Raw genomic sequence first — 23,227 nt, 5'->3', positions numbered from 1 at the left:
TTAGAATGCGTGAAACATAATAGGGAAAGTTGTTTTGAAAGCTTTAAAATAACCCTTGACCAGAAAATCTACATTTCTTGACCTGTTTTTAGGTGCTTTTGCTCTCAAAAAGGACGGCAATAGATATATATTGCTTTCATTCTCGACATTTCTCAATTAACGAATCTTTAAATTTGTACCATGACCATTAAATTTTATACGCTTATGAAGACAAGATTGCTTATTTTTTTATTATTCCTATGTGTAGGAGTTGACTTAGTGGCTCAGAATGCTACAATTACAGGTGTCGTTACAGATAGTGAGACTAAACACTTTTTAATAGGTGCGACCGTCATGTTAAAAGGCTCGAATAAAGGAACAATAACAGATGCCAATGGGCAATATACCTTATTCATACCTAAAGGTAAACAGACAATCCTATTTTCTTTCATGGGATATCAAGTGCGCGAATTTGATATAGATTTAAAATCTAATGAAGTGAAGACGCTGAATCTTGTTATGCGCCCAGATAACCATATGTTGAAAGAAGTAGTTATCAGTGCTCAAGCCAAGGGGCAGACTGCGGCGATTAAAAGTCAATTAAATGCAACTGGTATTATGAATGCTGTATCTGAAGAAAAGTTGCATGAACTTCCGGATGTAAATGTTGCTGATGCTATTGGCCGTCTTCCTGGTTTAATGATTCAACGTGATGGAGGAGAGGGGCAAAAAATCATCATACGCGGTTTAGATCCTAAGTATAACTCGGTAGCTATTAATGGTATGAATGCACCATCGACGAGTAGTACCGATCGGAGTACTGACTTGAATATGATTTCACCGGACATGATTGCTGGGGCTGAAGTGCTGAAAGCCAGTACAGCCGATAAGGATGCCGATGGGCTAGGAGGAACAGTAAACCTAATAGTGAAAGATGCTCCGAGGGACTTTAAATTTAATATAACTGGAGAAACAGGTTACCATTCGCAAATAAATGGAATGGGGAGATATAAGGGTGGTGTCATGGCAAGCAATCGATTTTTTAGCGAAAGATTTGGTGTCATATTTACTGCAAGCGCTGATCAAACAGACCGGAGCAATGATACATTTAATGCAGCTTATAAGGTAAATGGCAATACGCCTACTCCTGGATTGGATTACACAAAACCATGGATTACAGGGGTCAGCCTGGAATCGAATTTAGAAAAGCGTCAACGTTTTAACGTAAACCTGAATATGGATTTCGACTTGGGAAAAGGTTCTAAACTCAAAATGTCCAATCTCTTTAGTAGAATGAACAGAGATCGTGATATACGTCAAAAACGTTATGACTTAGAAGGAACCCGGCTGAGATTTCAGCAAACTGACCGTAATTCACATAATGCTAATATTACCAATATGTTGCAAGGGGATTTCAATGTTTTGGGAGCAACCTTGAATCTCGGAGTAGGGCGTAGTAGTTCGCGCACAAGGACTCCATACGACCACCAAATGCAATTTCGGTTGAATGCCCCTTTTATAGCTGATATAGATGCATTGTCTTATCAGCCTCCTTATTTGATAGCCAATTCTAAATTCGTCAAAGAAGATGATCTTACGCAATATTATCTGTATGAAGCCGTTTTTAATACAGAATTTGCCAAAGAAACAGAATACAGTGCATGGTTGGATTTGAAGAAACCTTTTAGTTTTGGCGAGAAAGTCAATGGCTACATTAAAATTGGTGGAAAGTTCCGCCAAAAAGAGAGAAGTCTTGAAACAGAGCGTAGGTATAGGCGTATGGATTTGTCTGAAGGAGCTGGCCCGGTGTTTGAGAATATGCCCGGATTAACCCCATCATCTTTCAAGAACTCTTATATAGGTATTACGGATTTCTTAGACTCCAGTTATAAGCCTCATGACTTTTTAAATAATAAGTATAAAGACTTATACATTAATTTTACGCTAGATCATCGTGCCATGAGAAACTTCTATAATATTAATCAAGGTGTATATGGTAATATCCTTACTACAAAAATATTGAAGGACTATGATGGAAATGAGAGTCTTTGGGCGGGGTATATTATGGGTGAAATAAACTTTGGAAAGTATGTTACATTTATACCAGGCGTACGCTACGATTTTTCTTACTTAAATTATAATGCATACAGTGGTTCTAATGTTCCTGACAATGAAGATAAGGAACATGATTTTGAATATGAAAAAAGTAATGATTCCGACAGATATAAATATTGGCTGCCACAAATCCATTTGCGTGTGAAGCCAACAAATTGGATGGATATTAGGTTGGCATATACCGAAACTCTGTCAAGACCGGATTATAATCTGCTTGCTCCGAGAACAATCATAAAACCCAACGTGAATGAAGTAGTCTGGAGTCGTACTAAATTGAAACCTGCTTTATCTCGAAATTATGATGTTATATTGACGTTCTATCAGCCGGATTATGGATTGTTTACTATCAGCGGGTTTTACAAAGACATTAAAAACTTTACTTATACTCGCTCTGCCTATATGTTGAATGGTACAGTAACAGATCCTGCTAATTTTGAATTGCCAATGAGCTTGACAGGTGGTAGCATTACCTATCCTTTAAATAGTTCATATAATGCAACCTTGAAGGGACTGGAATTTGATTTGCAACTGCAATTCCGTAAAATGAAGAATTTTATGAGAGGTGTCGTATTGGGGGCTAATCTTACTCTTATGGATTCTAAAATGAATTATTTTGAAACATTGAAGTCAAGAATTAAAAATCCGGATTTTACTCCCGGAGGTACTGAGAAGCCATTCCTTCCAACCAACTCTGACATTATATATACAGACCGATTGTTAAAGCAGCCTTCCCTACTATTCAACATTTCCTTGGGATATGATTACAAGAAATTTTCAGGCAGAATATCTTGCAACTATCAAGACGGAGTGTTGATTGCAGAACAGCATCGCCAAGATGCAGCTGATGTGGAATCTACACGTCCATTCGTAAAATGGGATATGCAGTTGAAATATAGTTTGACCAGACAATTCTCTCTGTATGCAACTTTGTCTAATTTTACGCAATCTTCCGATCGTAAACGTCGTGATATAACGAACTATCCGTCCAGAGTTGAATACTATGGTTCGGCAGCGTATATCGGATTCAAATATGATATCTTTAAATAAAAAATGTTCCACTAAAATACTAAAGTCATGAAACTATATTCTATAACTATAAGATTGCTTCTTACATTACCACTCTTGTGTATTGGCTGCGAGAATGAAGATATATTCGATATCAATGATTTGGATATCTCTCCAGATAATCCGGGGAGTATGATTATTGTAGAACCAGACGACGGTATTACGTCGGTCAACGCTTTGACAAAAGCTATTAATGAAAATGGAGATGCGACATATATATTGCGTCGTGATGGAGTTTACTATATGGAAGGCAAGAACGTATTCAAACATAATGTTGTGATTAAGGCGGAAAAAGGTTCAGGTAAAATGCCAGTCATACAGCCCATTTGTGATGCACAAGGAGCCCTAAATGCTGATATGATCCGTTTGGCAGGTAGTGCCACTTTTGAGAATATTTATATTATAGGTAAGGATGCGGCAACAGGTAATCTCATGCAGCGTCTGTTTCGTATTGACGCATCAAACGTGAGATTGAAATTTGATAATTGTTTTATTGATTATTGCAGAAATTTCTGCATTCGTACTGACAATGTCAATAATAAAATTTATCTGAATAACTCTACCGTTCGTAATTTAGCTCTCACAAGTGATCCGGCCAACGGCAGATTAATTGATTCACGTGGAAACGAGCAGGATAGCATTGTAATCAATAACTGTTATCTTTATAATAACACTGCCCATATCGTACGATTTGATAATGTAGTCACAAACTATTTTGGAATTAAACATACTACCTTCTATAATGTCGGGCATCATATACAAATAAACTATGCCATCAAGGTTGAAATTGAGAATAATATTTTTGCTAATGTAGGGTGGAAATCGAGTAACAAGAGTAATGTGTTTTGGCAAATTTCAATACCAAAGAAAGATGAACGTGCTAAAGATATAGATATGAGTATTTGTAACAACAACCTCTTTTTCTCTGAAGAAATGGAAGGGTTGTTTGCAAAATACCCACGGAATCAGAAGCGTACTGCCTTATCCGATGATGGCTATCAGCTGATAGAGCAAGGTAAACTGACTTTTAAGGACAATTTCTCGGAAGTGCTGGTTTTTGATTATCCACCAGCTTTGCCAATGGAATATATTGATAAATTCTTTGAGAATATGGGAAGTAATATGGTCAAATGGGCAGATCTTCCATTTTATGTAGATGAAGACGGAGTAGAAGGTATTGAATCAGGAAAAACATTCACATTTCATTATTCGGCCTCTTCTAAATCGGCAACAGCTTCCACGACTCAAGGACCTATTGGAGCATTATTTTAAAGTGAGAAGAAAATGAAGAATATGCTATTTATATTTTTAGCAATGTTCTACTCTGCTTGTATATCGGCTCAAGAAGGGGATAGCAAGAAAGTTAAAGCAAGGGAACATCCCTATTTAATAATGACAACAGAAGATGAGGCTGTCATTCGTTCTGCCGTGCAAACAGATGGAATGTGGAAAGAATATCATGCTTTCATGATGGAAGAGGCTGATAATCTTCTGGGTAAGCCCAATTGTCAAAGAACTGTTCAGGGCAGAAGATTGCTTGAAGTGTCTCGTGAAATTCTGCGTAGAACATTGATTTTAGGATATGCTTACAGAATGAGCGGTGAAGCGAAATATGCCCGACAGGCGGAAAGTGAATTAGATAATGCCGCAGGCTTTGTTGATTGGAATCCGTCTCACTTTCTGGATGTAGCCGAAATGACTGCGGCTATGGCTATCGGATATGACTGGCTTTACAATTTTATCAGTGATCGGACTAAAATTAAAATAGAGAAAGCTATAGAAATGAAAGGGTTGAATCCGTCGTTGGATAGCCGCTATAATAGCTGGCTCTATCGGAACAATAATTGGAATCAGGTATGTAATGGTGGAATAACACTTGGAGCTTTGGCTATTTATGATAAAATTCCAACCTTCGCTGATAAGTTAATCAACCGGGCTGTTCAATCTGTTAAACTACCTATGTCCGTCTATGCTCCTGATGGTGCGTATGCCGAGGGCTATTCCTACTGGGGGTATGGGACGACTTACAACCTCCTTTTAATTGATGCCTTGGAAAAGGTTATGGGAACTGATTATAATCTTTCTCAAGAACCGGGTTTCTTAAATACCGGTAAATTTATCCAGAACATGTTGCTTTCTGATGGTAAATCCTTCAACTATGGAGATTGTTCATCATCTGGTCGCGTAAGTCCTGCTATGTTCTGGTTTGCTAATAGGACTTCTGATAAAGATATTCTTTGGAGTGAGAAATATCAGTTTAGTCTGTCTTCCAGAAAGAGGCTTATGTCTTATCGATATGCCATATTGGGTCTGATATGGGGTGCTTCTACTCCTATGGATATTCTGCCTAGACCCACTCAAAGAATATGGGTATCAAGCAAAACAACTACTCCTGTTGCCCTTATGCGGACTACGTGGGATTATCAACATGGATTATCCATTGCGTTCAAAGGAGGGACAGCACAATCTGGACACACACATTTGGATGCCGGTTCTTTTATCTTTATTAGTAAGAACACTCGTTGGGGCATGGATTTAGGCCCTCAGGATTACAACTCATTAGAATCAAAAGGCCTTGATTTATGGAATAAGAGTCAGGAATCTGATAGGTGGAAGATCTTTAGATACAATAATCTGGCTCATAATACACTCTCTTTTGACAACAAATATCAAAATGTGAATGGTTATGCAGCGATTACAGACTTTCAGGACAATGAAAATTTCATGTATGCTATTGCAGATCTTACGCAGATATATGAAGGTCAAGCAAAGGAAGTAAAAAGAGGAGTAGCCATCGTTGATTCGCACTACGCAGTTGTTAGGGATGAAATAAAGACACTGGGACGGCCCACAGTCATTCGTTGGAATATGGTGACAGAAGCCCAACCTGATATTATAGGCGAACATACGATACAACTTTCCCAGAATGGGGAAAAATTGTTATTGGAAGTGGAATCTCCGGTAAAGATCAGAATGAAGATTTGGAATGCAACATCACCTAATAGTTGGGATGCAGAAAACCCGGGGGTAACATTCGTTGGGTTTGAAACTGAACTACATCCCAATGCGACAGAAGTATTACAGGTTAAACTCATACCGGAGGGAAATTTTGATTCCCGCAAAGAAATAATGCCGTTAACTGATTGGAAAAATAACTAAAAATAAAACAGTATGAAAAAGACATTGCTTTTGGTAAAATTAGTAATGGTACTCCTCTTGCCATCATGTAGTAATAATAATGATGTGATGAGTACTATAATAGAAAAAGGATTAAAACGTAGTATTGAACAGTCTGAATTCATGGCTGCAAGTCTAATGGAACAGCCCGAAAGGCTTCCAAAGACCACAGAGAAAGATGGAACTCTTGTGACATCAGATACGCATTGGTGGTGTAGCGGTTTCTTTCCTGGAACTTTATGGATGCTTTATGAAGCTACCGGGAATGAAACGCTGAAGAAGTATGCAGAAAACTATACGATGCGTATTGAAAAGGAACAATATGCTTTAGATACGCATGATTTAGGTTTTATGATGAACTGTAGTTTTGGAAACGGTTACAGAATAACCGGGGATGAAAATTATAAGAAAGTCTTGTTACAAAGTGCTCGGTCATTGGCTACACGCTATAACGAAAATTTAGGAGTTATTCGTTCGTGGGATAATAAGCCTAAATGGATGTATCCTGTAATTATTGACAATTTAATGAATTTGGAACTATTGGAAAATGCGTATAAACTATCACAGGACTCATTGTTTGATAAAATTGCAAATAGCCATGCTACAGTAACTATGATAAATCATTTTCGTCCGGATTATAGTTCATGTCATGTAGTAGATTATGATACCATAGCCAATAAAGCACTCAAAATGGATACCCATCAGGGATATTCAAGTGCTTCAGCATGGGCACGTGGACAAGCATGGGGATTATATGGCTATACGATGATGTATAGAGAAACCCGGAACGGAAAATATCTCCTGCAAGCCACTAACATTGCAAAGTTTATCCTGCATCACCCAAATCTTCCGGAAGATAAGATTCCTTATTGGGATTTTGATGCGCCCAATATTCCGGACGAACCGAGGGATGCTTCTGCCGGAGCTATCATAGCATCTGCTCTGTTAGAGTTGAGTCAATGTGTCAATGACGATAAACTTTCTAAGGAGTTTCAATCTGTAGCTGGTCAACAGCTAAGAACGCTCTCGTCAGATGAGTATCTGGCGGCTCCTCGGACGAATGGTGGATTTATTCTTAAACATTCAGTGGGAAATAGACCTCGAAACAGTGAAGTTGATGTCCCACTTACATATGCTGATTATTATTATGTAGAAGCATTGCTCAGATATAAGAAACTGTTGCAATAAGTATTTCGGTCAATTGTATAAGAATATGGGTAGAACGGTTGGGGCAATCTAATTATTCATAAACAACACTTAACAACTACCATGAAAAAGAGATTGGCTTGTTTATTTTTGCTATTATGGTTTTGCTGTAATCAGGCACAGATTGTACGTGCCCAATTTGCTATGACAAACGTATATGGCCGGAAATATTCCCTATTGAACGGGAAATGGGATGTAATCATAGACCCTTATCTGCATGGGCATAAAGATTCTATCTATAAAGATAAGCCTCTAAAAGGCAAATTCGATTTCAAAGAATATGCTTTTGAGGGAGGACTGCGCCTTAATGTGCCGGGTGACTGGAATTCTCAATGTCCGGAATTAAAATACTATGAAGGAACTGTGTGGTATGCAAAGTATTTCAGCGTACAAAGGAGTTCTGACGAAAATATATTTCTATATTTCGGAGCAGTAAATTACCGAAGTACTGTATATCTGAATGGCACAAAAATAGGTGCACATGAAGGAGGATTCACTCCTTTTCAGATAAATATAACAGACCATATTGTTTCTGGGAATAATTTTCTTGTATTGGAGGTTGATAACAGTAGAAATAAAGATGCAATACCGGCTTTGCTCTATGACTGGTGGAACTATGGTGGCATTACTCGAGATGTTATGATTGTGAAAACTCCTCAAGTTTATATTGACCATTATTTTATACAATTAGACAAATATAAACCGGATTTGATTCATGTCAAAGTACAGCTTTCTGAAAAGCGTGTAAATGAAAATATCCGAATTGCTATTCCCGCTTTGAATGTATTCTGGCAGTTGAGTACAGATAGTACAGGTATGGCTCAAACCTCCATGAAAGTTAAACGGTTGCAGCGCTGGTCACCGCAAACACCTCATTTGTATTTGGTCCAGTTGGCTACCCGTAACGATACTATTGAGGAGGAGATTGGATTTAGGAATCTTTATGTCAAAGGGAAACATATTTACCTGAACGGTAATCCTGTCTTTATGAAAGGTATCAACTTTCATGAAGAAATAGCCCAAAGGCAAGGCAGGGCTTTCTCTCAACAAGATGCGGTAGCTCTGCTGTCCGAAGCGAAGACATTGGGAGCTAATCTGATACGGCTGGCACATTATCCTCAAAATGAGTATATCGTAAGACTGGCCGAAAAAATGGGTTTCATGCTTTGGGAAGAAATACCACTTTGGCAAAATATAGATTTCAATAGTAAAGCAACTTTGCGGAAGGCATTGGCCATGCATTCTGAAATGGTAATGAGAGATAGGAACAGATGTGCTTTAACTTTTTGGGGGATTGCTAATGAAACAAGCCCATCCAAACCGCGCGACAGTTTTCTGAGAGAAATTATAAATAATTGTCAAAAGATGGATACCACCAGGCTTCTTACTGCTGCTTTTGATAAGGTGAAGTGGAATAATGATACCAGCACATTTGAGTTGGAGGATACACTTACGGAATATTTGGATGTTATATCTATCAATAAATACATGGGATGGTATCATCCTTGGCCACTAAAACCGTCTGAAATTAGCTGGAATATCTGTCCCGATAAACCGCTTTTTATTTCCGAATTTGGTGGAGAGGCATTATATGGCCGGCATGGAGATGCTACGGTAGCGAGTTCATGGAGTGAAGAATATCAGGAACAGCTTTATAAGGATAATTTAGAAATGTTTGTTTCTATTCCTAACTTGGCAGGTATAGCCCCTTGGATTTTATTTGATTTTCGTTCTCCTTATCGTTTTCATCCACTCAATCAAAATGGTTGGAACCGGAAAGGGTTAATCTCAGATCAAGGATATCGTAAAAAAGCCTGGTATATAATAAATGATTTTTTTAGAAAACATTAATCCCTAGATGTTTCATAATGAATATCCATATGCTTACCTTGCTGAGGCAATTAGTGTATCTGTAAACTTTGCCCAAAAGCAATTCTATTCCTATATCTTTTTTTGCAGAGAATATTGTTTCGGAGTTAAACCAAACTCTTTCTTAAAGCTCTGTCCGAAATAGCGTTGATCTGAATATCCAACCATGTAACATATTTCTGAGACGGGATAAGAAGTCTGTTTCAACAACTCTGCCGCTCGTCGCATGCGTCTTTTCCTGATCAAATCACTTGGCGACAAATTTGTAATTTCTATAGCTCTTCTATATAAGGTAGAACGACTTATATTTAGCAAACCGGCCAATTTATCAATGTTAAACTCAACATCTGCCATGTTGTCTTCTATAACGTTGATGATATTGGCAACGAATTTGTCATCATCTGATGTAATAAGTACTTCTTTAGGGTCTATAATCAACTCTTTTCGAATGTTCTCTTTGATTGCCGTACGTACATCAAGTAACTGTTTTATTCTTACATCCAGACTGGCTACATTGAAGGGTTTTACAATAAACATATCAGCCCCCGCTTCATATGCTTTCTGTTCTGTTATTTCAGAAAGGATCGATGAAATGAAAATGACGGGTATTGCTGATAGTATCTGGTATTCTTTCATTTTGCGGCATAACTCAAATTTATAGTCGTCCTCTTTCACAACATCAAAAATAACTAAAGAGGGGACTCTGTCGAGCATGTGCTTTATGTCGGTGGAAGCTGTCTTTAGCGATACGTTAAATTTATCTTGGAAAACAGACTTTATGAAAAGGTCTATATCTTTGTCTCCCTCGTACAGGTAAATCATTGGCAGATTTTTATCCGAATCAAGACTCAATTCATCTACAGTCCTGTCTTTTTGAATAGTTACAGGTAATAGCAGCGATACAGATTGCGCTCTATCCAATGTTTTCATTTCTCTTGCACTATAATGTGAGCCTCCTAATAGTAAGCCGAAAGTATATTCTCTCATCTGGCTGCCTTCAATATTGCGTATGGATAATTCACTATGATGCACTTTCAGATAATCATATGCAATTAGAAAACGAGTGTTTAACTCTTTTATATTAGATTCGCCTTCTCCATTTCGCGATGCAATGATACTTACGTTCAGTTTGTAATCATGTGAGTCAAGCATATATTTCACTTCAATTCTACCGTCATCTGTTATATAAGAGATAGCATCTTCCATGATATTATAGAGAGCTACTTCTATCTTGGTTATGTCTATGATAGTTGTAATAGAAGTCACGTTCCCTTCTATTGAGTGAGTTATATGTTTAGTGGCAAATTCATCTATAAATAAATCATAAATTCCTTGGATAACAGGAATAGCATCCACTTCTGATAGCTGTACGTCATATTCTCCCAAAGATACTTTTTTGAACTCCATCAACTTCGATACTTGTTCCGATAATTTGAATACATTGCCTGACATTATATGTAGCATGTGCTTAATATCTGAAATTGTCAACTGGTCATAGTTTTTCAGTAAATATTGTAAAGGTGCATAAATCAGGGTTAATGGTACTTTAAAGCCATATGACAAACGGGTGTAATAATCCAATTTCCACTTAGATAAAGCATCCTTATGCTTCAATCTTGAACCTAAATTAAAGTTTCGGACAACTAATAGTAAGATGCCTACAACTACGGTAACATATATGGAGTAGGCCCACCAGGTTCTCCATGGAGCCTTTCCCACAACGATTTCAACAGTCCGTATATTGTCCATCCAAATTCCTGAAGCATTAGTTGATTTTACTTTAAAAATGTATGTGCCGGGAGTTAAATTAGAATAAGAAGCACTATTTCTTGATGCATCTGTAATAATCCAATCTTTATCGAAGCCCTCTAACATATAGGCATACTCTATCTTTGTCGGATCTTTATAATAGAGAGAACTGAAAGACATGGAAAATTGAGTGTCTTTATACGATAATGCCAACTTACCGGAATTATTAATCTCGTGTAAGGGGTTTTGCTTTTCATCGGAAAAGTTATCTTTATTCAGAATCTTTATACTGGATATATAGACATTATGCGGATAGGTGTCTGGTGTCAATTGAGTAGGATTAAAAAAGTTGAGTCCATTTACTCCTCCTATAAATATTACTCCATTGCGGTTGACGCATGTTCCTAAAATATACCAAGTCTTTATGATATTTTGATTTACATTCAATTCATAATAAACAATCAAATCTTCTATATTGATCTTATAAATACCATGTAAACTAACCGCCCATATGTTTTCCATGTTATCCTGTATAATGGATCCAATATAGGAACTTTTTCTTGAATATGGGAATTCTAATCTTGTAAACTTATCTTGCTCAATGTTGTATCTATATAATCCGTTTGCTGTTCCGGCCCATATTCTTTTTTGATGGTCTATGTATATAGCCGTTATCCATGAACCACCAAACATATTTCTATGATATAACTTTGTACTTACAACTTTCAAATCATCATCTACTTGCAGACGATATAATCCGTCATTGTCGGATGAAAGCCAAATGTCTCCATTACTATCCCTGCAAATGGCTCTGTGCTTGCCTTTCACCTTCTCAGGATAGCCTAATCTGGTGAATTTGCCGGTTGAAGCATTAATGCAGCCAACTCCGCCTTCGGAGAATGCAAGCCAGATATTATTGTAATAGTCCTTGAATATGGAACGTACATATCGCATTCCATATTGTTCTAAAGCAGCATTCAGTGATTGGTCGTCGTAAAAAAGGCATCTTTCCGAATCAAAAAATTTGATGGCGTTTTTCGTGCTAATCAGAAATTTTTGCTCTTTTATTTTGGTGATGCACTGGATTTTATTACCTGCAATTATATCATTTGTATTTCTTCGGTCAACATATTGCGTAATAGTGTAGTCATTCTTATTGTTCCATTTAATTTTATTAATTCCATTGGATGTGGCTAACCATAAGTAATTGGCATCACAGTATATGGAAGAAATAATATTGCTGGAGGGAACATCCTTTCTGTCTTTGCTATACTTGATGACATGAAAATTAGAGGATTCATCATTGTATAAGTATACCCCCTCTAATGTACATATCCAGATTCTGGATTTCTTGTCTTTATAGATTTTATTGATAGTGTTTTTCAGCTCGTTATCTCCTGATTTATCTATTAATAATTTATTTTTTAAGGTTACCTTTCCGCTATGGTCATATTCGTATATGGAAATACCATATCCTCTGGTTCCTACCCACACTTGGTTCGCGTATTCAAAGAAGGAGATAACTTCGTGATTATAGGCGATATGATTAAATCCTGATACTCCCACAGAATCCAAAGCATCTATGTTGCTATATAATATTTCTTCACCACGGCATATCCATAGTTTCTTACGGCTATCAATAAATAATTGAACAATTTTATCTCCACTATATAAAGTGTCGATTTTCGTTTTGCCGTCATTACCAATATGAATGATTACCAGTCCGGATTCTGTGCCTAATAAGATTTTTTGATTTCCATAAATCACCATAGAAGTAATATGATTATTCAGTGATTCTTTATATATGGTTATTTTGCGGATGAATTTCCAGTTATAATTAAAGAGGAAAATTTCTCTGTCTGTAGCAACGATTTGATAATCGCCGTTATACTGATAAGCTATGATATTCTGGGACTCCAATAACGGCGAACAAAGTTCACATTGGTTATTTATATAGTCGTAGGCATAAAGTCCTTCATTAGTTCCTATATACAATGTCGTCTTTCTGTGGCTTAAGAAATTAACATAATGATCGCTTATCATTGAATGGGTTAATGGCTGAAGAGAATAACCATCAAAAAGAAAGACACCGTTATCCAATCCTAACCACATAAACCCTAATGTGTCTTGTTCAATAGAAGTAATTGTATTATAGAAAAGATTTCCTTTAAAATCAAAAGATTTGATGTTTTGTGCCATTCCATAAAATGAACAAGACAGCAAAATACACAATGGCACGAAGATATTTTTATTGATATTTTTCATAGGGCGCTCAGCTAAAATATTACACATTAAGATAGTCTTCCTTATCACACCTGTATTTCTTTGGGTTTCTGCTAAGATGCTGTTTCTTATAAGAAACAAATCTACTAATTTATATTGTTAACCTGTTATTTAGAGTCTTAAAAAGCAAAAAGCATTTGGAGTTTAAAAGGACTCTGGTTGTGGTATCTATTGAGTTATCCATATATGGTAGATGATTTCTCAACATATTATGAGAGGCAAAGATACTCGGGGAGTTTTAGCCTGTTAGTTTCTAATATATGCTATATCGGCGTACTTGGCTACCGGTAATTTTGTTGATGTGAGTTACATAAATGACGGCAACTTAAAATGTGCTAAAATTATATTGAACTCTGGTTCAAAAGAGGACTGTCTTATTTGAGAAGGACAAAACTTTTGTAGTTGAGTCAACTGCAGGATATGGAGCTTAACAAAGAAATAGAGAAGTTGGAGACAGACTATAATCTGTTGGAAAGCGAAGCGGGATTCGGATTGCTGATATTACATGTACTGTTGGATAATCAATCCATTATACCGGTTCCGTGCCCGAAGACATGGCAGCACCGGATGCAGACGATACAAGTTTTGTCTCTCTCGTTGATATAGACTGATTGGCGATGTGACTGCATGTCTACCGGAAGTGTGGAATAACCTGTAAATATTTATAACTTGTAGCTTGCTGAATTCCTTTCAATAAAACGCTTCTTTTAAACCGTTGATAATCAGCCTGCTATGTTCTTGCTAAAAACGGCTCCGATTTTTACTAATTTCCCGATGGATTTTTACTAAAAATCGGCTCAATTTTTAGTAAAAATGGAGAGCTTTTTAGTAACGCTTCTTCTCCCCTTGTGCTAAAAAACTCTTTTTGTAAAATAAACGGATTGTTTCCTTATGCTCACTGTCTGGCGGTGATGTGAAAACACCCTTGCTTCAACTCATATTTGACATAACACTTCTCCGCCTGTTTTAAGTCTCTCAACACCTCGGACAGTACCAGCTTCAAAGTATCCGGACTGACATCCTGCAAGGGACGTCCGTCTTCATCCTCCACTTTTTGGAAACGCTTCCAACTGACATCGAACGTGGTGCCGTAGAAATGGGCGGAGTTTTCGGAGGCATTACCGTTGCGGCGGCGCAAGCGTTTGACGTCCTCTTTCGTGCGAAGTACGGATGTTACCACTACCTTATTCGGGTTTAACCCTTTGGAGACCAGAGAGTCGAGAAAGTTGCTGCCGATAGTGTCCAGCAGGCTTGCCGCTTCCGGAATGAGATAAGGAAGGGAGTGCGTCAGTGAATCCACAGCATACAGCTCATTCGTGGTGATGAGTTGCAGTTTCCCTTTTATCCTTTCCGCTTCTTCGCGCGAAGAAATCGGCGATATGCCGAGTGCTTGAGCCACATTGAGGTGCTTCTCGTTCAAATCGCCGAAAGAACGTTTGTAGCTGATGACTCCCCGAATGTTGCGTGGCTGGTTCGGCTTGAGCGACATGTCTTTCTTTTTGCAGCCGGCAAGCGTGCATGTGGCAGCCAGTCCGGCAAGTAGCAAAATAGGTATAAAACGTTTTTTATGCTGTATTTTCATTCTTATTTATGATATGGGTTTGTGTGACTTGTGATGGAAATTCCGGGCAAAGATATAGCAAACCATTGAAACTCCGGGAATGGATTGCGTCTTTTTTTCGTCTCTTTTTGTACCTTTGCAGCGGATTCATAGAAAGCAGAGGGAAACGTGCAACGATATTTTATATACTTAGCTTATGACGGCACAGCCTATCACGGTTGGCAAATCCAACCCAACGGGACAAGCGTGCAAGCGTGTCTGATGAAGGCGCTTTCCACCTTGTTGCGCCGGGAAGTCGACGTGGTAGGCGCGGGGCGTACGGATGCCGGAGTGCATGCTTCGCTGATGGTGGCCCACTTCGACAGCGATGCTCCTTTGGACACCGTTCTTATGGCCGACAAGCTGAATCGGCTTCTTCCTCCTGACATTTCCGTCTATCGGCTGCGTGCCGTGAAACCGGATGCACATGCCCGTTTTGACGCGACGGCGCGCACATATCGATATTATGTCACTACGGTCAAGATTCCCTTCAACCGCCAATATCGCTGCCGCCTGTTTCAGACACCCGATTTTGAACGGATGAATGAAGCGGCGCAAATCTTGTTTGACTATACCGACTTTACCAGTTTCAGCAAGTTGCATACTGATGTAAAAACCAACAACTGCCGCATCATGCAGGCCGGGTGGACGCAGCAGGATGAAGCAACGTGGGTTTTCACCGTCAGGGCCGACCGTTTCCTGCGCAACATGGTGCGTGCCATTGTAGGGACGCTACTTGAAGTGGGACGGGGCAAACTCTCCGTCGAAGGTTTCAGGCAGGTCATCGAGCAACGCGATCGCTGCCGGGCAGGGACTTCCGTTCCCGGGAATGCGCTGTTTCTGGTGGATGTTGCCTATCCGGAAGAAATTTTTGTTAGTGATTAACGGATAGGGACTCGTGGTTAGTGTATTGTAAATCATTAAATTGTAAATAAACCGATGTGGTTATTGCTTGCCTTTCTCTCGGCGGCTTTGCTGGGATTTTATGATGCTTTCAAAAAGCAGTCGCTTCGCGACAATGCCGTGTTGCCGGTACTGTTCCTGAATACGATATTCTCAAGTCTTGTCTTTCTTCCCTTTATCCTGATTTCGGCCTTTGCTCCTGCCGTGCTTGAAGGTACGATGTTCAATGTCCCCGTGGCGGGATGGGAAGTGCACAAGCTCATCGTGATAAAATCGTTCATTGTGCTTTCTTCTTGGATATTCGGCTATTTCGGGATGAAACATTTGCCGTTGACCATCGTGGGACCCATAAACGCCACCCGTCCGGTGATGGTGCTTGTCGGCGCCATGCTGGTGTTTGGCGAGCGGCTGAACCTTTATCAATGGATCGGGGTGATGCTTGCAGTGCTTTCCTTCTTCATGCTGAGCCGTTCGGGCAAGAAAGAAGGCATCGACTTCAGGCACAATAAGTGGATTCTTTTTATTGTGCTTGCTGCTGTGACGGGTGCTGTCAGCGGATTATATGACAAATATCTGATGAAGCACCTCAATCCGATGTTGGTTCAGTCTTGGTACAATGTCTATCAGGTATTTATCATGTGTCCCGTCATCCTGTTGCTGTGGTATCCCCGGCGAAAGGAAAGTACCCCGTTTCGTTGGGAGTGGACGATTATCTGCATTTCCATCTTTCTTTGTGCGGCAGATTTTGTTTATTTTTATGCCCTGAGCTACGAAGATTCCATGATTTCCATCGTTTCCATGGTTCGTCGCGGTAGCGTGGTGGTTTCTTTCCTTTTCGGTGCGCTTTTCTTCCGTGAAAAGAATTTAAAAAGTAAGGCTGTCGACCTCATCTTAGTGTTGATTGGAATGTTCTTCCTATATTTGGGGAGTAAATAAGTAAACACAGATGGCAGAAGACTTGTATATAGATAATGGAAGTAAGGAGGAAAAGTATCGCGCTTTGCTTCCGCAGATAAAGAGCTTGGTGTCGGGCGAAGACGACCTTATAGCCAATTTGGCCAATGTATCGGCCGCTTTAAAAGAGACTTTTTGTTTTTTCTGGGTAGGTTTTTACTTGGCGGAGGGCGATGAATTGGTGTTAGGACCTTTTCAAGGACCGATAGCCTGCACGCGCATCAGGAAAGGACGCGGAGTGTGTGGCACGGCTTGGGAGAGGAAGGAAACGTTGGTGGTGCCCGATGTCGACGCCTTTCCCGGACACATTGCTTGCTGTTCTTTATCCCGTTCCGAAATAGTTGTTCCTCTCAAGAGAGGAGACACCGTATGGGGTGTACTTGATATTGACAGTGAGCGTACGGATAGCTTTGATGAAACAGATGCCCGTTTCCTTGAAGAGATAGGTTCCCTGCTTTGAGCCCACACGCAACCTGAAAAGAGTGTCGGAGGAAAAACCGGTTGTGACCGCCTGGTACAATGAAATAATAAGATATTTGAATGATGAAAAAGAGGTTAAGTGTTTTTATATGTCTGTTTTTCCTTGGATTTGTTTCCTTGCAAGCTCAAGAAGCCAAAGTCTTTTTTAAGAACATGCCCGACTCCTTGTGTCCGTTGCTTTCTGCTGTGAACCGCGCAGACTTTATAGATTTTCTGGAAAGCAAGATGAAGGCCGAAGTCACCAATCGTTTCGGTAGTAAATCGGAGATGACGGCACTTTCTTCCGATTATATCAAAGTGAAGATGACCTCGCAAAGCTCTTGGGAGATGAAACTTCTGCCTATGGACGACGGTACGAAGATTATTTGTGCGGTTTCCACCGTCTGTGCTCCGGCTTGCGACAGTCATATCAGGTTTTATTCTACCGAATGGCGAGAATTGCCGGCTTTGTCTTTTCTGCCGCAACTGCCCGGCATGGAGGATTTTGTTTCCGAGGCTCCGGACACAGTGGATATTTATAGCTATCAGGCAGCCCGGCGTCAAGCCGATATGCTGTTGTTGAAAGCTGATCTTTCTGCCGAAGATGTTACACTTACGTTTACGTTCGCCACAAAGGACTACATGAATAAGGAGGCGGCAGAGAAACTGAATCCGTTTGTTCGCTCCTCCATCGTGTATCGTTGGAAGAAAGAGCGTTTCATTTTACCTTGATAGTGTCGAATCCTTTTCCATAGACTCCTATGACCGCACTTTGCGAGACGAAAGCATTGGGGTCTATGTCTTTTATCAGTCGGAAAATAATGACGGACTCCCGTTTCTTGGCAAGGATGAAGAGCATTTTTACTTCACGTCCGGTATAGAATCCCGAAGCATTGATGACTGTCGCTCCCCGGTGCGGATGTATGCTGATGTGTCTGGCTATCTCTTCATATTTATCGCTGATGATAAAGAACTGTACGGATTGGCGGGCACTGTTCACCACCTGATCCACTACGAAACTGCATATATACAAGGTGACATAGCCATATACCACCTTCTCCCAGTCGCGTAACACAAAGTAGCTGGAAGAGATAATGATGAGGTCGCATATCAATATCACCTTTCCCAAGGTTATGTCCCGGTATTTGTTGATGATGGCGGCGATGATATCCGTACCGCCTGTACTGCCATTGTAGGAAAAAGCAATGCCGACCCCTCCTCCACAGAAAGATGCCCCGATGACACATGCCATGAAAGGTTGGTCGTGGAGAAGATTTGTGCCTGCCACTAACTTTTGGATGATTGTAAGGAAGAAAGTCAGCGTGAAGACGGCAAATATGGTCTTGATGCTGAATTTCCATCCCATGATGTATATGGAAAGCAAAAGCAAGATAAAATTGATGCTGAAGTAACTGTATTGCACGGGCAATCCGGTTGCAAAATAGATGATGGATGCAATGCCGGGTACGCCGCCGGTAGTGATGTCGTTGGGAAGCAAGAACGCCGTCCATCCTATATCGTACATAATCATGCCCAAAGTTATCATCAAATAATCCTTCAGCTCACGCATGGTGTTCTGTTGGAAGGGGATGCTTGCTATCTTTTTCATACTCTTATGGTGGCTAACTAACTTTCTGTCTATTTATACTCATCCATTCTTTAAAATTATTGCAAAAATATTCATTTATGTCGGAAAACGAAATAATTTCCGACTAAACAATTTGCGCTTTCTCCTTATTCTTGGCTATTTAACTTTTCAGATGCTCTTTAAGTTTATAGAGTGGTTAGAAAGAGTTCTGTTTGGTTGAATTCCCGGTTTAACTTATCCACTTCAACCAACCTCTTCCATCGTATTATTAAAAACAAAAATCAGATAGAAATCTTTCGATAACTACCTGATTTTCAGAGAGAGCGGAAGACGGGACTCAAACCCGCGACCCTCAGCTTGGAAGGCTAATGCTCTATCAACTGAGCTACTTCCGCATTATTTTTTTTGTGGGCAAAGATGGATTCGAACCACCGAAGGCGTAAGCCAGCAGATTTACAGTCTGCCCCATTTGGCCACTCTGGTATTTGCCCTTTTGCTTTTAAGATTCTATCTCAATTCTCTCATTGAGTAGGTTTGTTTCTCAATTGCGGTGCAAAGATACTACTATTTTTGGAAACTCCAAGCAAAATCTATCATTTTTATTGCAGTAATTGCGCATTCATCGCCCTTGTTACCTAATTTTCCACCGCATCGAGCTTCGGCCTGCTCCATGGTATTGGTCGTGATTAATCCGTAAATCACCGGTATGTCACAGGTTGCGTTCAATTGGGCAATACCTTGGGTAGCACCCATGCAGACATAGTCGAAGTGTGGAGTATCTCCTCTGACCACACAGCCAAGTGCAATTACGGCGTCTACTTCGCTATATTCGATAAATTGATTGGCGCCGTATATCAGCTCGAAGCTGCCGGGAACCATCTTTACCAATATATTTTCATCTTTTACGCCATGTTTCTTCAAAGTATCTATTGCTCCTTTTAAAAGGGCGCCTGTAATGTTATGGTTCCATTCGGATACAACGATGCCGAATTTCATGTTTTCCGCATTAGGCACGGAGTTGAAGTCGTAGTCTGAAAGGTTGTGGAAAGCTGTTGCCATAGTTGTTTAAAAAATTAATGATTAGAGAATGGAGGAGAATGAATGTGCTTTGAATGAGAAAAAAGAGGCACGGACTACACGAACTCCACGGCAATTGTACTATTCCGTGCTTTCCGTGTGATCCGTGCCTGAAATATCAGTTTACTGAAAAGTGTATTATTTCTTCATCAATTTGGCTTGCTCGATATATCTGTCGATATCCATGGCTTGGTATGAGCGGAAGTATTTCTCTTTAATAGTGGTGTAGGCCTTGATGGCGTCGTCATACTTGCCTTGTTTTACCAGAATTTCCCCCGCTTGCAGCAGATAGATAGGGCTAAGTGAGTTGTTGTCGGCTTTGTCGGCTGCCTTCAACAGCATGGAGGCGGCTTTGTCCATTTGGCCGAGTTGTGCATAACAATTGCCCATAGCTCCTATCATGGCCGGAGCTACCATCAGGTCGTTTCCGTCGAAGCTGTCCAATGCTTTCACCGCTTCATCGTATTGGCCGAGTTGTGCATAGCAGATACCCATATAGGCTTTTGCAAGGTTGGCGGCTTTTGTGCCGCTGTATTGGTCGGCTATTTTTATGAAACCGGCATAACCGATGCTGTCGCCGTTCAATGCTTGTGTATAAGCATCCGCTTCAAAATATTCCTGTCCTTTGAATAGGGCAGCCTGTGCTTTTTCTTCACGGGGAGCCGCATAAAGATTTTTATACATCACCACACCCGCAACAACGATGATAACTGCTGCTACAGCACCGATGATTGCTTTCTTGTTCTTAATGAAAAAAGCCTCCGATTGTGTCAGTGCGTCTTCCACGTTTAAGGCGTCATTCGTTTTTTTCTGTTCTGCCATTTCTATGTATTTTTTTTGTTATTATTCTGAAAAGAGCTGTTTCGACCCGCAAAAGTAAGTTTTTTATGTCTATCAACGAAATTTAGCGGCATCTTTTTTTAGTATGTATCTCAAAATTTACAAAAACCTGAGTCCGGGGGCAGGCGGTTGCTTTCGCTAAAGACGAGGGGCTGCATCCTGTCGGGAGGATATTTCCTGAATGCACCGGTTTGCAGCGATTGGTCAGAAGATAAGAGCGCCTTTTTACGCCGGCCTCCCTCCCCCTGCTTTGACAACTGCAATCCTTTGTCGTGACAGAGGCAAGTGTTCAAGCTGACAGACACAAGTCTCTGACAGGGTAGTGGTAAGCGTCTGATAAACAAGGAGATTTGGCTTTAAGACTCAAGCCTTCGGGTGAGGCTCTCGACCGGCTTCTTATCCCGGATTCAGGTTGCAAAACCCTTTTGTTTTTTATAAAGCTAAGTTTAAATTCCGCTTAAAAACAGATACACTTATTTTGTACAGCTTTGGGATTACGCTATCTTTGCAGTTGAACTCATCATCACCCTATGATACTGAAACGCATATCGATACTTAATTATAAAAACTTGGAGGAGGTGGAGCTGGCTTTTTCTCCTAAGTTGAACAGCTTTTTCGGACAGAACGGAATGGGGAAAACCAATCTGCTTGATGCTATCTACTTCCTGTCGTTTTGCAAGAGTGCCGGTAATCCCATCGACTCCCAGAACATCCGTCATGATGCGGACTTTTTCGTTATTCAAGGATTTTATGAAGGGAGCGACGGCACGCCGGAAGAGATTTATTGCGGCATGAAGCGCAGCCGGAAGAAACAGTTCAAGCGGAACAAGAAAGAATACACCCGTCTGTCGGATCATATCGGTTTTTTGCCTTTGGTCATGGTGTCTCCGGCTGATGCTGGGTTGATAGGGGGGGGCAGTGACGAGCGCCGTCGTTTCATGGATGTGGTTATCTCGCAGTACGACAGGGAATATCTTGAAGCATTGATACGCTACAACAAAGCGTTGGCGCAACGAAACACGCTGCTGAAAAGCGAGCAGCCGGTAGAGGAGGAGCTGTTTCTTGTATGGGAAGAGATGATGGCGCAAGCCGGTGAAGTGGTTTTCAGGAAACGGGAAGCGTTTATTCGGGAGTTTATTCCTATTTTCCAGTCTTTTCATTCATTCATTTCTCAAGATAAGGAGCGGGTAGGGCTGACTTATGATTCGCATGCCCGTGATGCCTCCTTGTTGCAGGTGTTGAAAGATAGCCGCACGCGCGACCAAATAGTGGGATACTCATTGCGCGGTGTGCATAAGGACGAATTGAGTATGTTTCTGGGAGATTTTCCAATCAAGCGGGAAGGTTCGCAAGGACAGAACAAGACTTATTTGGTTGCCCTGAAGCTGGCACAGTTCGATTTCTTGAAGCGCACCGGTACGACCGAGCCCTTGTTATTGCTGGACGACATCTTCGACAAACTGGATGCTTCGCGTATGGAGCAAATCATCAAGCTGGTTGCCGGCGACAACTTCGGACAGATATTCATAACGGACACCAACCGTGAACATCTAGACCGCATTCTGCATAAGGTAGGCAGCGATTACCGGATGTTTAGTGTAGATAAGGGCGCAGTGTCCGAAATGAAGAGGGAGGAAGATGTATGAAGCGGAACAATGCCGAGCAGATAGGTGTGCTTATCCGCAACTTTCTAAGGCAGGAGAGTCTGGATTCGCCACTCAACGAACAACGGCTCATCAATGCGTGGGCGGAGGTGCTGGGGAGTGCCGTAGCCTCTTATACCCGCGAACTTTACATCAAGAACCAAGTGCTTTATGTGCACCTCACGTCGGCAGCTCTCCGTCAGGAGTTGATGATGGGGCGTGAATTGCTGGTGCGCAATCTGAACCATCATGTGGGGGCACAAGTCATCACCAATATCATCTTCCGATAAAGCCGGCAATCAAAATCTGAGACCTCTGCAAAACTCATTGTTCAAGATTTGTTCATTTCATCATATTTTTGTAGCTTTATAGTATGAAACAACGTCCTTCTTCTCGGAGTTTTGCTGACCTAATAGTTGGTCATCGTAAGGTTAAACAGACCTTTTTCTTTCAAATCGATCAGATAATCGACTGGAATCCCATTCGTGGACTTATTGAAATTGCTTACACCAAAGGCAACCGTCCCACCGGTCGTCCAAGCTATGACAGCCTTGTGTTGTTCAAGACCGAACTTCTTGGTACATGGTATGGCTTGAGTGACGGCGAGGTCGAAGAGCAGGTAAATGACCGTCTGTCCTTCAGTGGCTTTGTCGGTTTAGGCTTGGGTGACTGCGCTCCAGATAGTACAACTGTATGCCGTTTCCGTAACATTTTGGTTGA

The 23,227-nt window shown here is 40.6% G+C and carries 18 protein-coding genes and 2 tRNA genes; 13 read left to right on the top strand and 7 right to left on the bottom strand.

The annotated features are described in order from the left end of the window. Positions 1-204 precede the first annotated feature (204 nt). The 5 genes from EV202_RS02540 (at position 205) to EV202_RS02520 (ending at position 9,393) form a co-directional block, all read left to right on the top strand. Entirely contained in the window at positions 205-3,141 is a 2,937-nt protein-coding gene (locus EV202_RS02540) for a TonB-dependent receptor (protein ID WP_131925217.1), read from the top strand. Between the two features lie 27 nt (positions 3,142-3,168). Then, positions 3,169-4,431, top strand: coding sequence for a DUF4957 domain-containing protein (locus tag EV202_RS02535; RefSeq protein ID WP_131925215.1), 1,263 nt, complete (start codon positions 3,169-3,171; stop codon positions 4,429-4,431). Positions 4,432-4,443: 12 nt separating this feature from the next. Next, positions 4,444-6,318, top strand: coding sequence for a heparinase II/III domain-containing protein (locus EV202_RS02530; protein ID WP_131925213.1), 1,875 nt, complete (start codon positions 4,444-4,446; stop codon positions 6,316-6,318). A gap of 12 nt (positions 6,319-6,330) precedes the next feature. Next, entirely contained in the window at positions 6,331-7,524 is a 1,194-nt protein-coding gene (locus tag EV202_RS02525) for a glycoside hydrolase family 88 protein (protein WP_106070258.1), read from the top strand. An 81-nt stretch (positions 7,525-7,605) separates the two neighbouring features. Next, the gene (locus EV202_RS02520) at positions 7,606-9,393 is read left to right on the top strand and encodes a glycoside hydrolase family 2 protein (RefSeq protein WP_106070257.1); all 1,788 of its coding nucleotides are present in this window, start codon (positions 7,606-7,608) and stop codon (positions 9,391-9,393) included. A 90-nt stretch (positions 9,394-9,483) separates the two neighbouring features. Here the strand turns inward: EV202_RS02520 and EV202_RS02515 are convergent, their stop codons facing one another. Continuing rightward, complete coding sequence (locus EV202_RS02515; protein WP_131925211.1) at positions 9,484-13,425, bottom strand: helix-turn-helix domain-containing protein; 3,942 nt, start codon at positions 13,423-13,425, stop codon at positions 9,484-9,486. A 438-nt stretch (positions 13,426-13,863) separates the two neighbouring features. Here EV202_RS02515 and EV202_RS02510 point away from each other — a divergent pair, with 438 nt between their 5' ends. Further along, entirely contained in the window at positions 13,864-14,049 is a 186-nt protein-coding gene (locus EV202_RS02510) for a hypothetical protein (protein ID WP_131925209.1), read from the top strand. Positions 14,050-14,338: 289 nt separating this feature from the next. Here the strand turns inward: EV202_RS02510 and EV202_RS02505 are convergent, their stop codons facing one another. Continuing rightward, complete coding sequence (locus EV202_RS02505; RefSeq protein ID WP_394364501.1) at positions 14,339-15,025, bottom strand: DUF5715 family protein; 687 nt, start codon at positions 15,023-15,025, stop codon at positions 14,339-14,341. Between the two features lie 147 nt (positions 15,026-15,172). Between EV202_RS02505 and truA the strand changes: the two genes are divergently transcribed. From truA to EV202_RS02485, 4 genes are all read left to right on the top strand, one after another. Beyond that, on the top strand, positions 15,173-15,928 hold the full coding sequence (gene truA / locus EV202_RS02500; RefSeq protein ID WP_131925207.1) for a tRNA pseudouridine(38-40) synthase TruA: 756 nt from the start codon (positions 15,173-15,175) through the stop codon (positions 15,926-15,928). A gap of 54 nt (positions 15,929-15,982) precedes the next feature. After that, complete coding sequence (locus EV202_RS02495; protein ID WP_125240017.1) at positions 15,983-16,882, top strand: DMT family transporter; 900 nt, start codon at positions 15,983-15,985, stop codon at positions 16,880-16,882. A 10-nt stretch (positions 16,883-16,892) separates the two neighbouring features. Continuing rightward, on the top strand, positions 16,893-17,360 hold the full coding sequence (locus EV202_RS02490) for a GAF domain-containing protein (protein ID WP_131925205.1): 468 nt from the start codon (positions 16,893-16,895) through the stop codon (positions 17,358-17,360). An 83-nt stretch (positions 17,361-17,443) separates the two neighbouring features. Further along, positions 17,444-18,091 carry a DUF3256 family protein gene (locus tag EV202_RS02485; protein ID WP_131925423.1) on the top strand — a complete coding sequence of 216 codons (648 nt, stop codon included), beginning with the start codon at positions 17,444-17,446 and terminating at the stop codon, positions 18,089-18,091. On the opposite strand, the gene EV202_RS02480 is transcribed toward EV202_RS02485, so the two are convergent. From EV202_RS02480 to EV202_RS02460, 5 genes are all read right to left on the bottom strand, one after another. After that, a complete protein-coding gene (locus EV202_RS02480; RefSeq protein ID WP_131925203.1) occupies positions 18,078-18,968 on the bottom strand; it encodes a YitT family protein in 891 nt (296 codons plus the stop codon). The genes EV202_RS02485 and EV202_RS02480 overlap by 14 nt on opposite strands. Positions 18,969-19,269: 301 nt before the next feature. Then, positions 19,270-19,342: transfer RNA gene (locus tag EV202_RS02475), tRNA-Gly, on the bottom strand. 13 nt (positions 19,343-19,355) lie between these two features. Further along, positions 19,356-19,438 (bottom strand) — tRNA-Tyr (locus EV202_RS02470). Between the two features lie 73 nt (positions 19,439-19,511). Further along, positions 19,512-20,006, bottom strand: a complete 495-nt coding sequence (gene ribH, locus EV202_RS02465; protein ID WP_106070251.1) for a 6,7-dimethyl-8-ribityllumazine synthase — start codon at positions 20,004-20,006, stop codon at positions 19,512-19,514. A 156-nt stretch (positions 20,007-20,162) separates the two neighbouring features. Next, entirely contained in the window at positions 20,163-20,846 is a 684-nt protein-coding gene (locus EV202_RS02460; protein WP_106070250.1) for a tetratricopeptide repeat protein, read from the bottom strand. A gap of 548 nt (positions 20,847-21,394) precedes the next feature. Here EV202_RS02460 and recF point away from each other — a divergent pair. The 3 genes from recF to EV202_RS02445 all read left to right on the top strand — a co-directional run. Further along, positions 21,395-22,510, top strand: coding sequence for a DNA replication/repair protein RecF (gene recF, locus EV202_RS02455; protein ID WP_131925201.1), 1,116 nt, complete (start codon positions 21,395-21,397; stop codon positions 22,508-22,510). Then, positions 22,507-22,797, top strand: a complete 291-nt coding sequence (locus EV202_RS02450) for a DUF721 domain-containing protein (protein WP_106070248.1) — start codon at positions 22,507-22,509, stop codon at positions 22,795-22,797. Before recF ends, EV202_RS02450 begins: the two co-directional genes overlap by 4 nt. Positions 22,798-22,880: 83 nt before the next feature. Continuing rightward, positions 22,881-23,227 (top strand): transposase (locus EV202_RS02445; RefSeq protein ID WP_131925199.1); only part of this gene is annotated, 347 nt, incomplete at its 3' end.

The sequence above is a fragment of the Prevotella heparinolytica genome (genome assembly GCF_004342845.1).
GTDB classification, from domain to species: Bacteria; Bacteroidota; Bacteroidia; order Bacteroidales; family Bacteroidaceae; genus Bacteroides; species Bacteroides heparinolyticus.
Note: the sequence above shows the minus strand (reverse complement) of the source record. Positions and strands in the feature narration are given on the sequence as shown.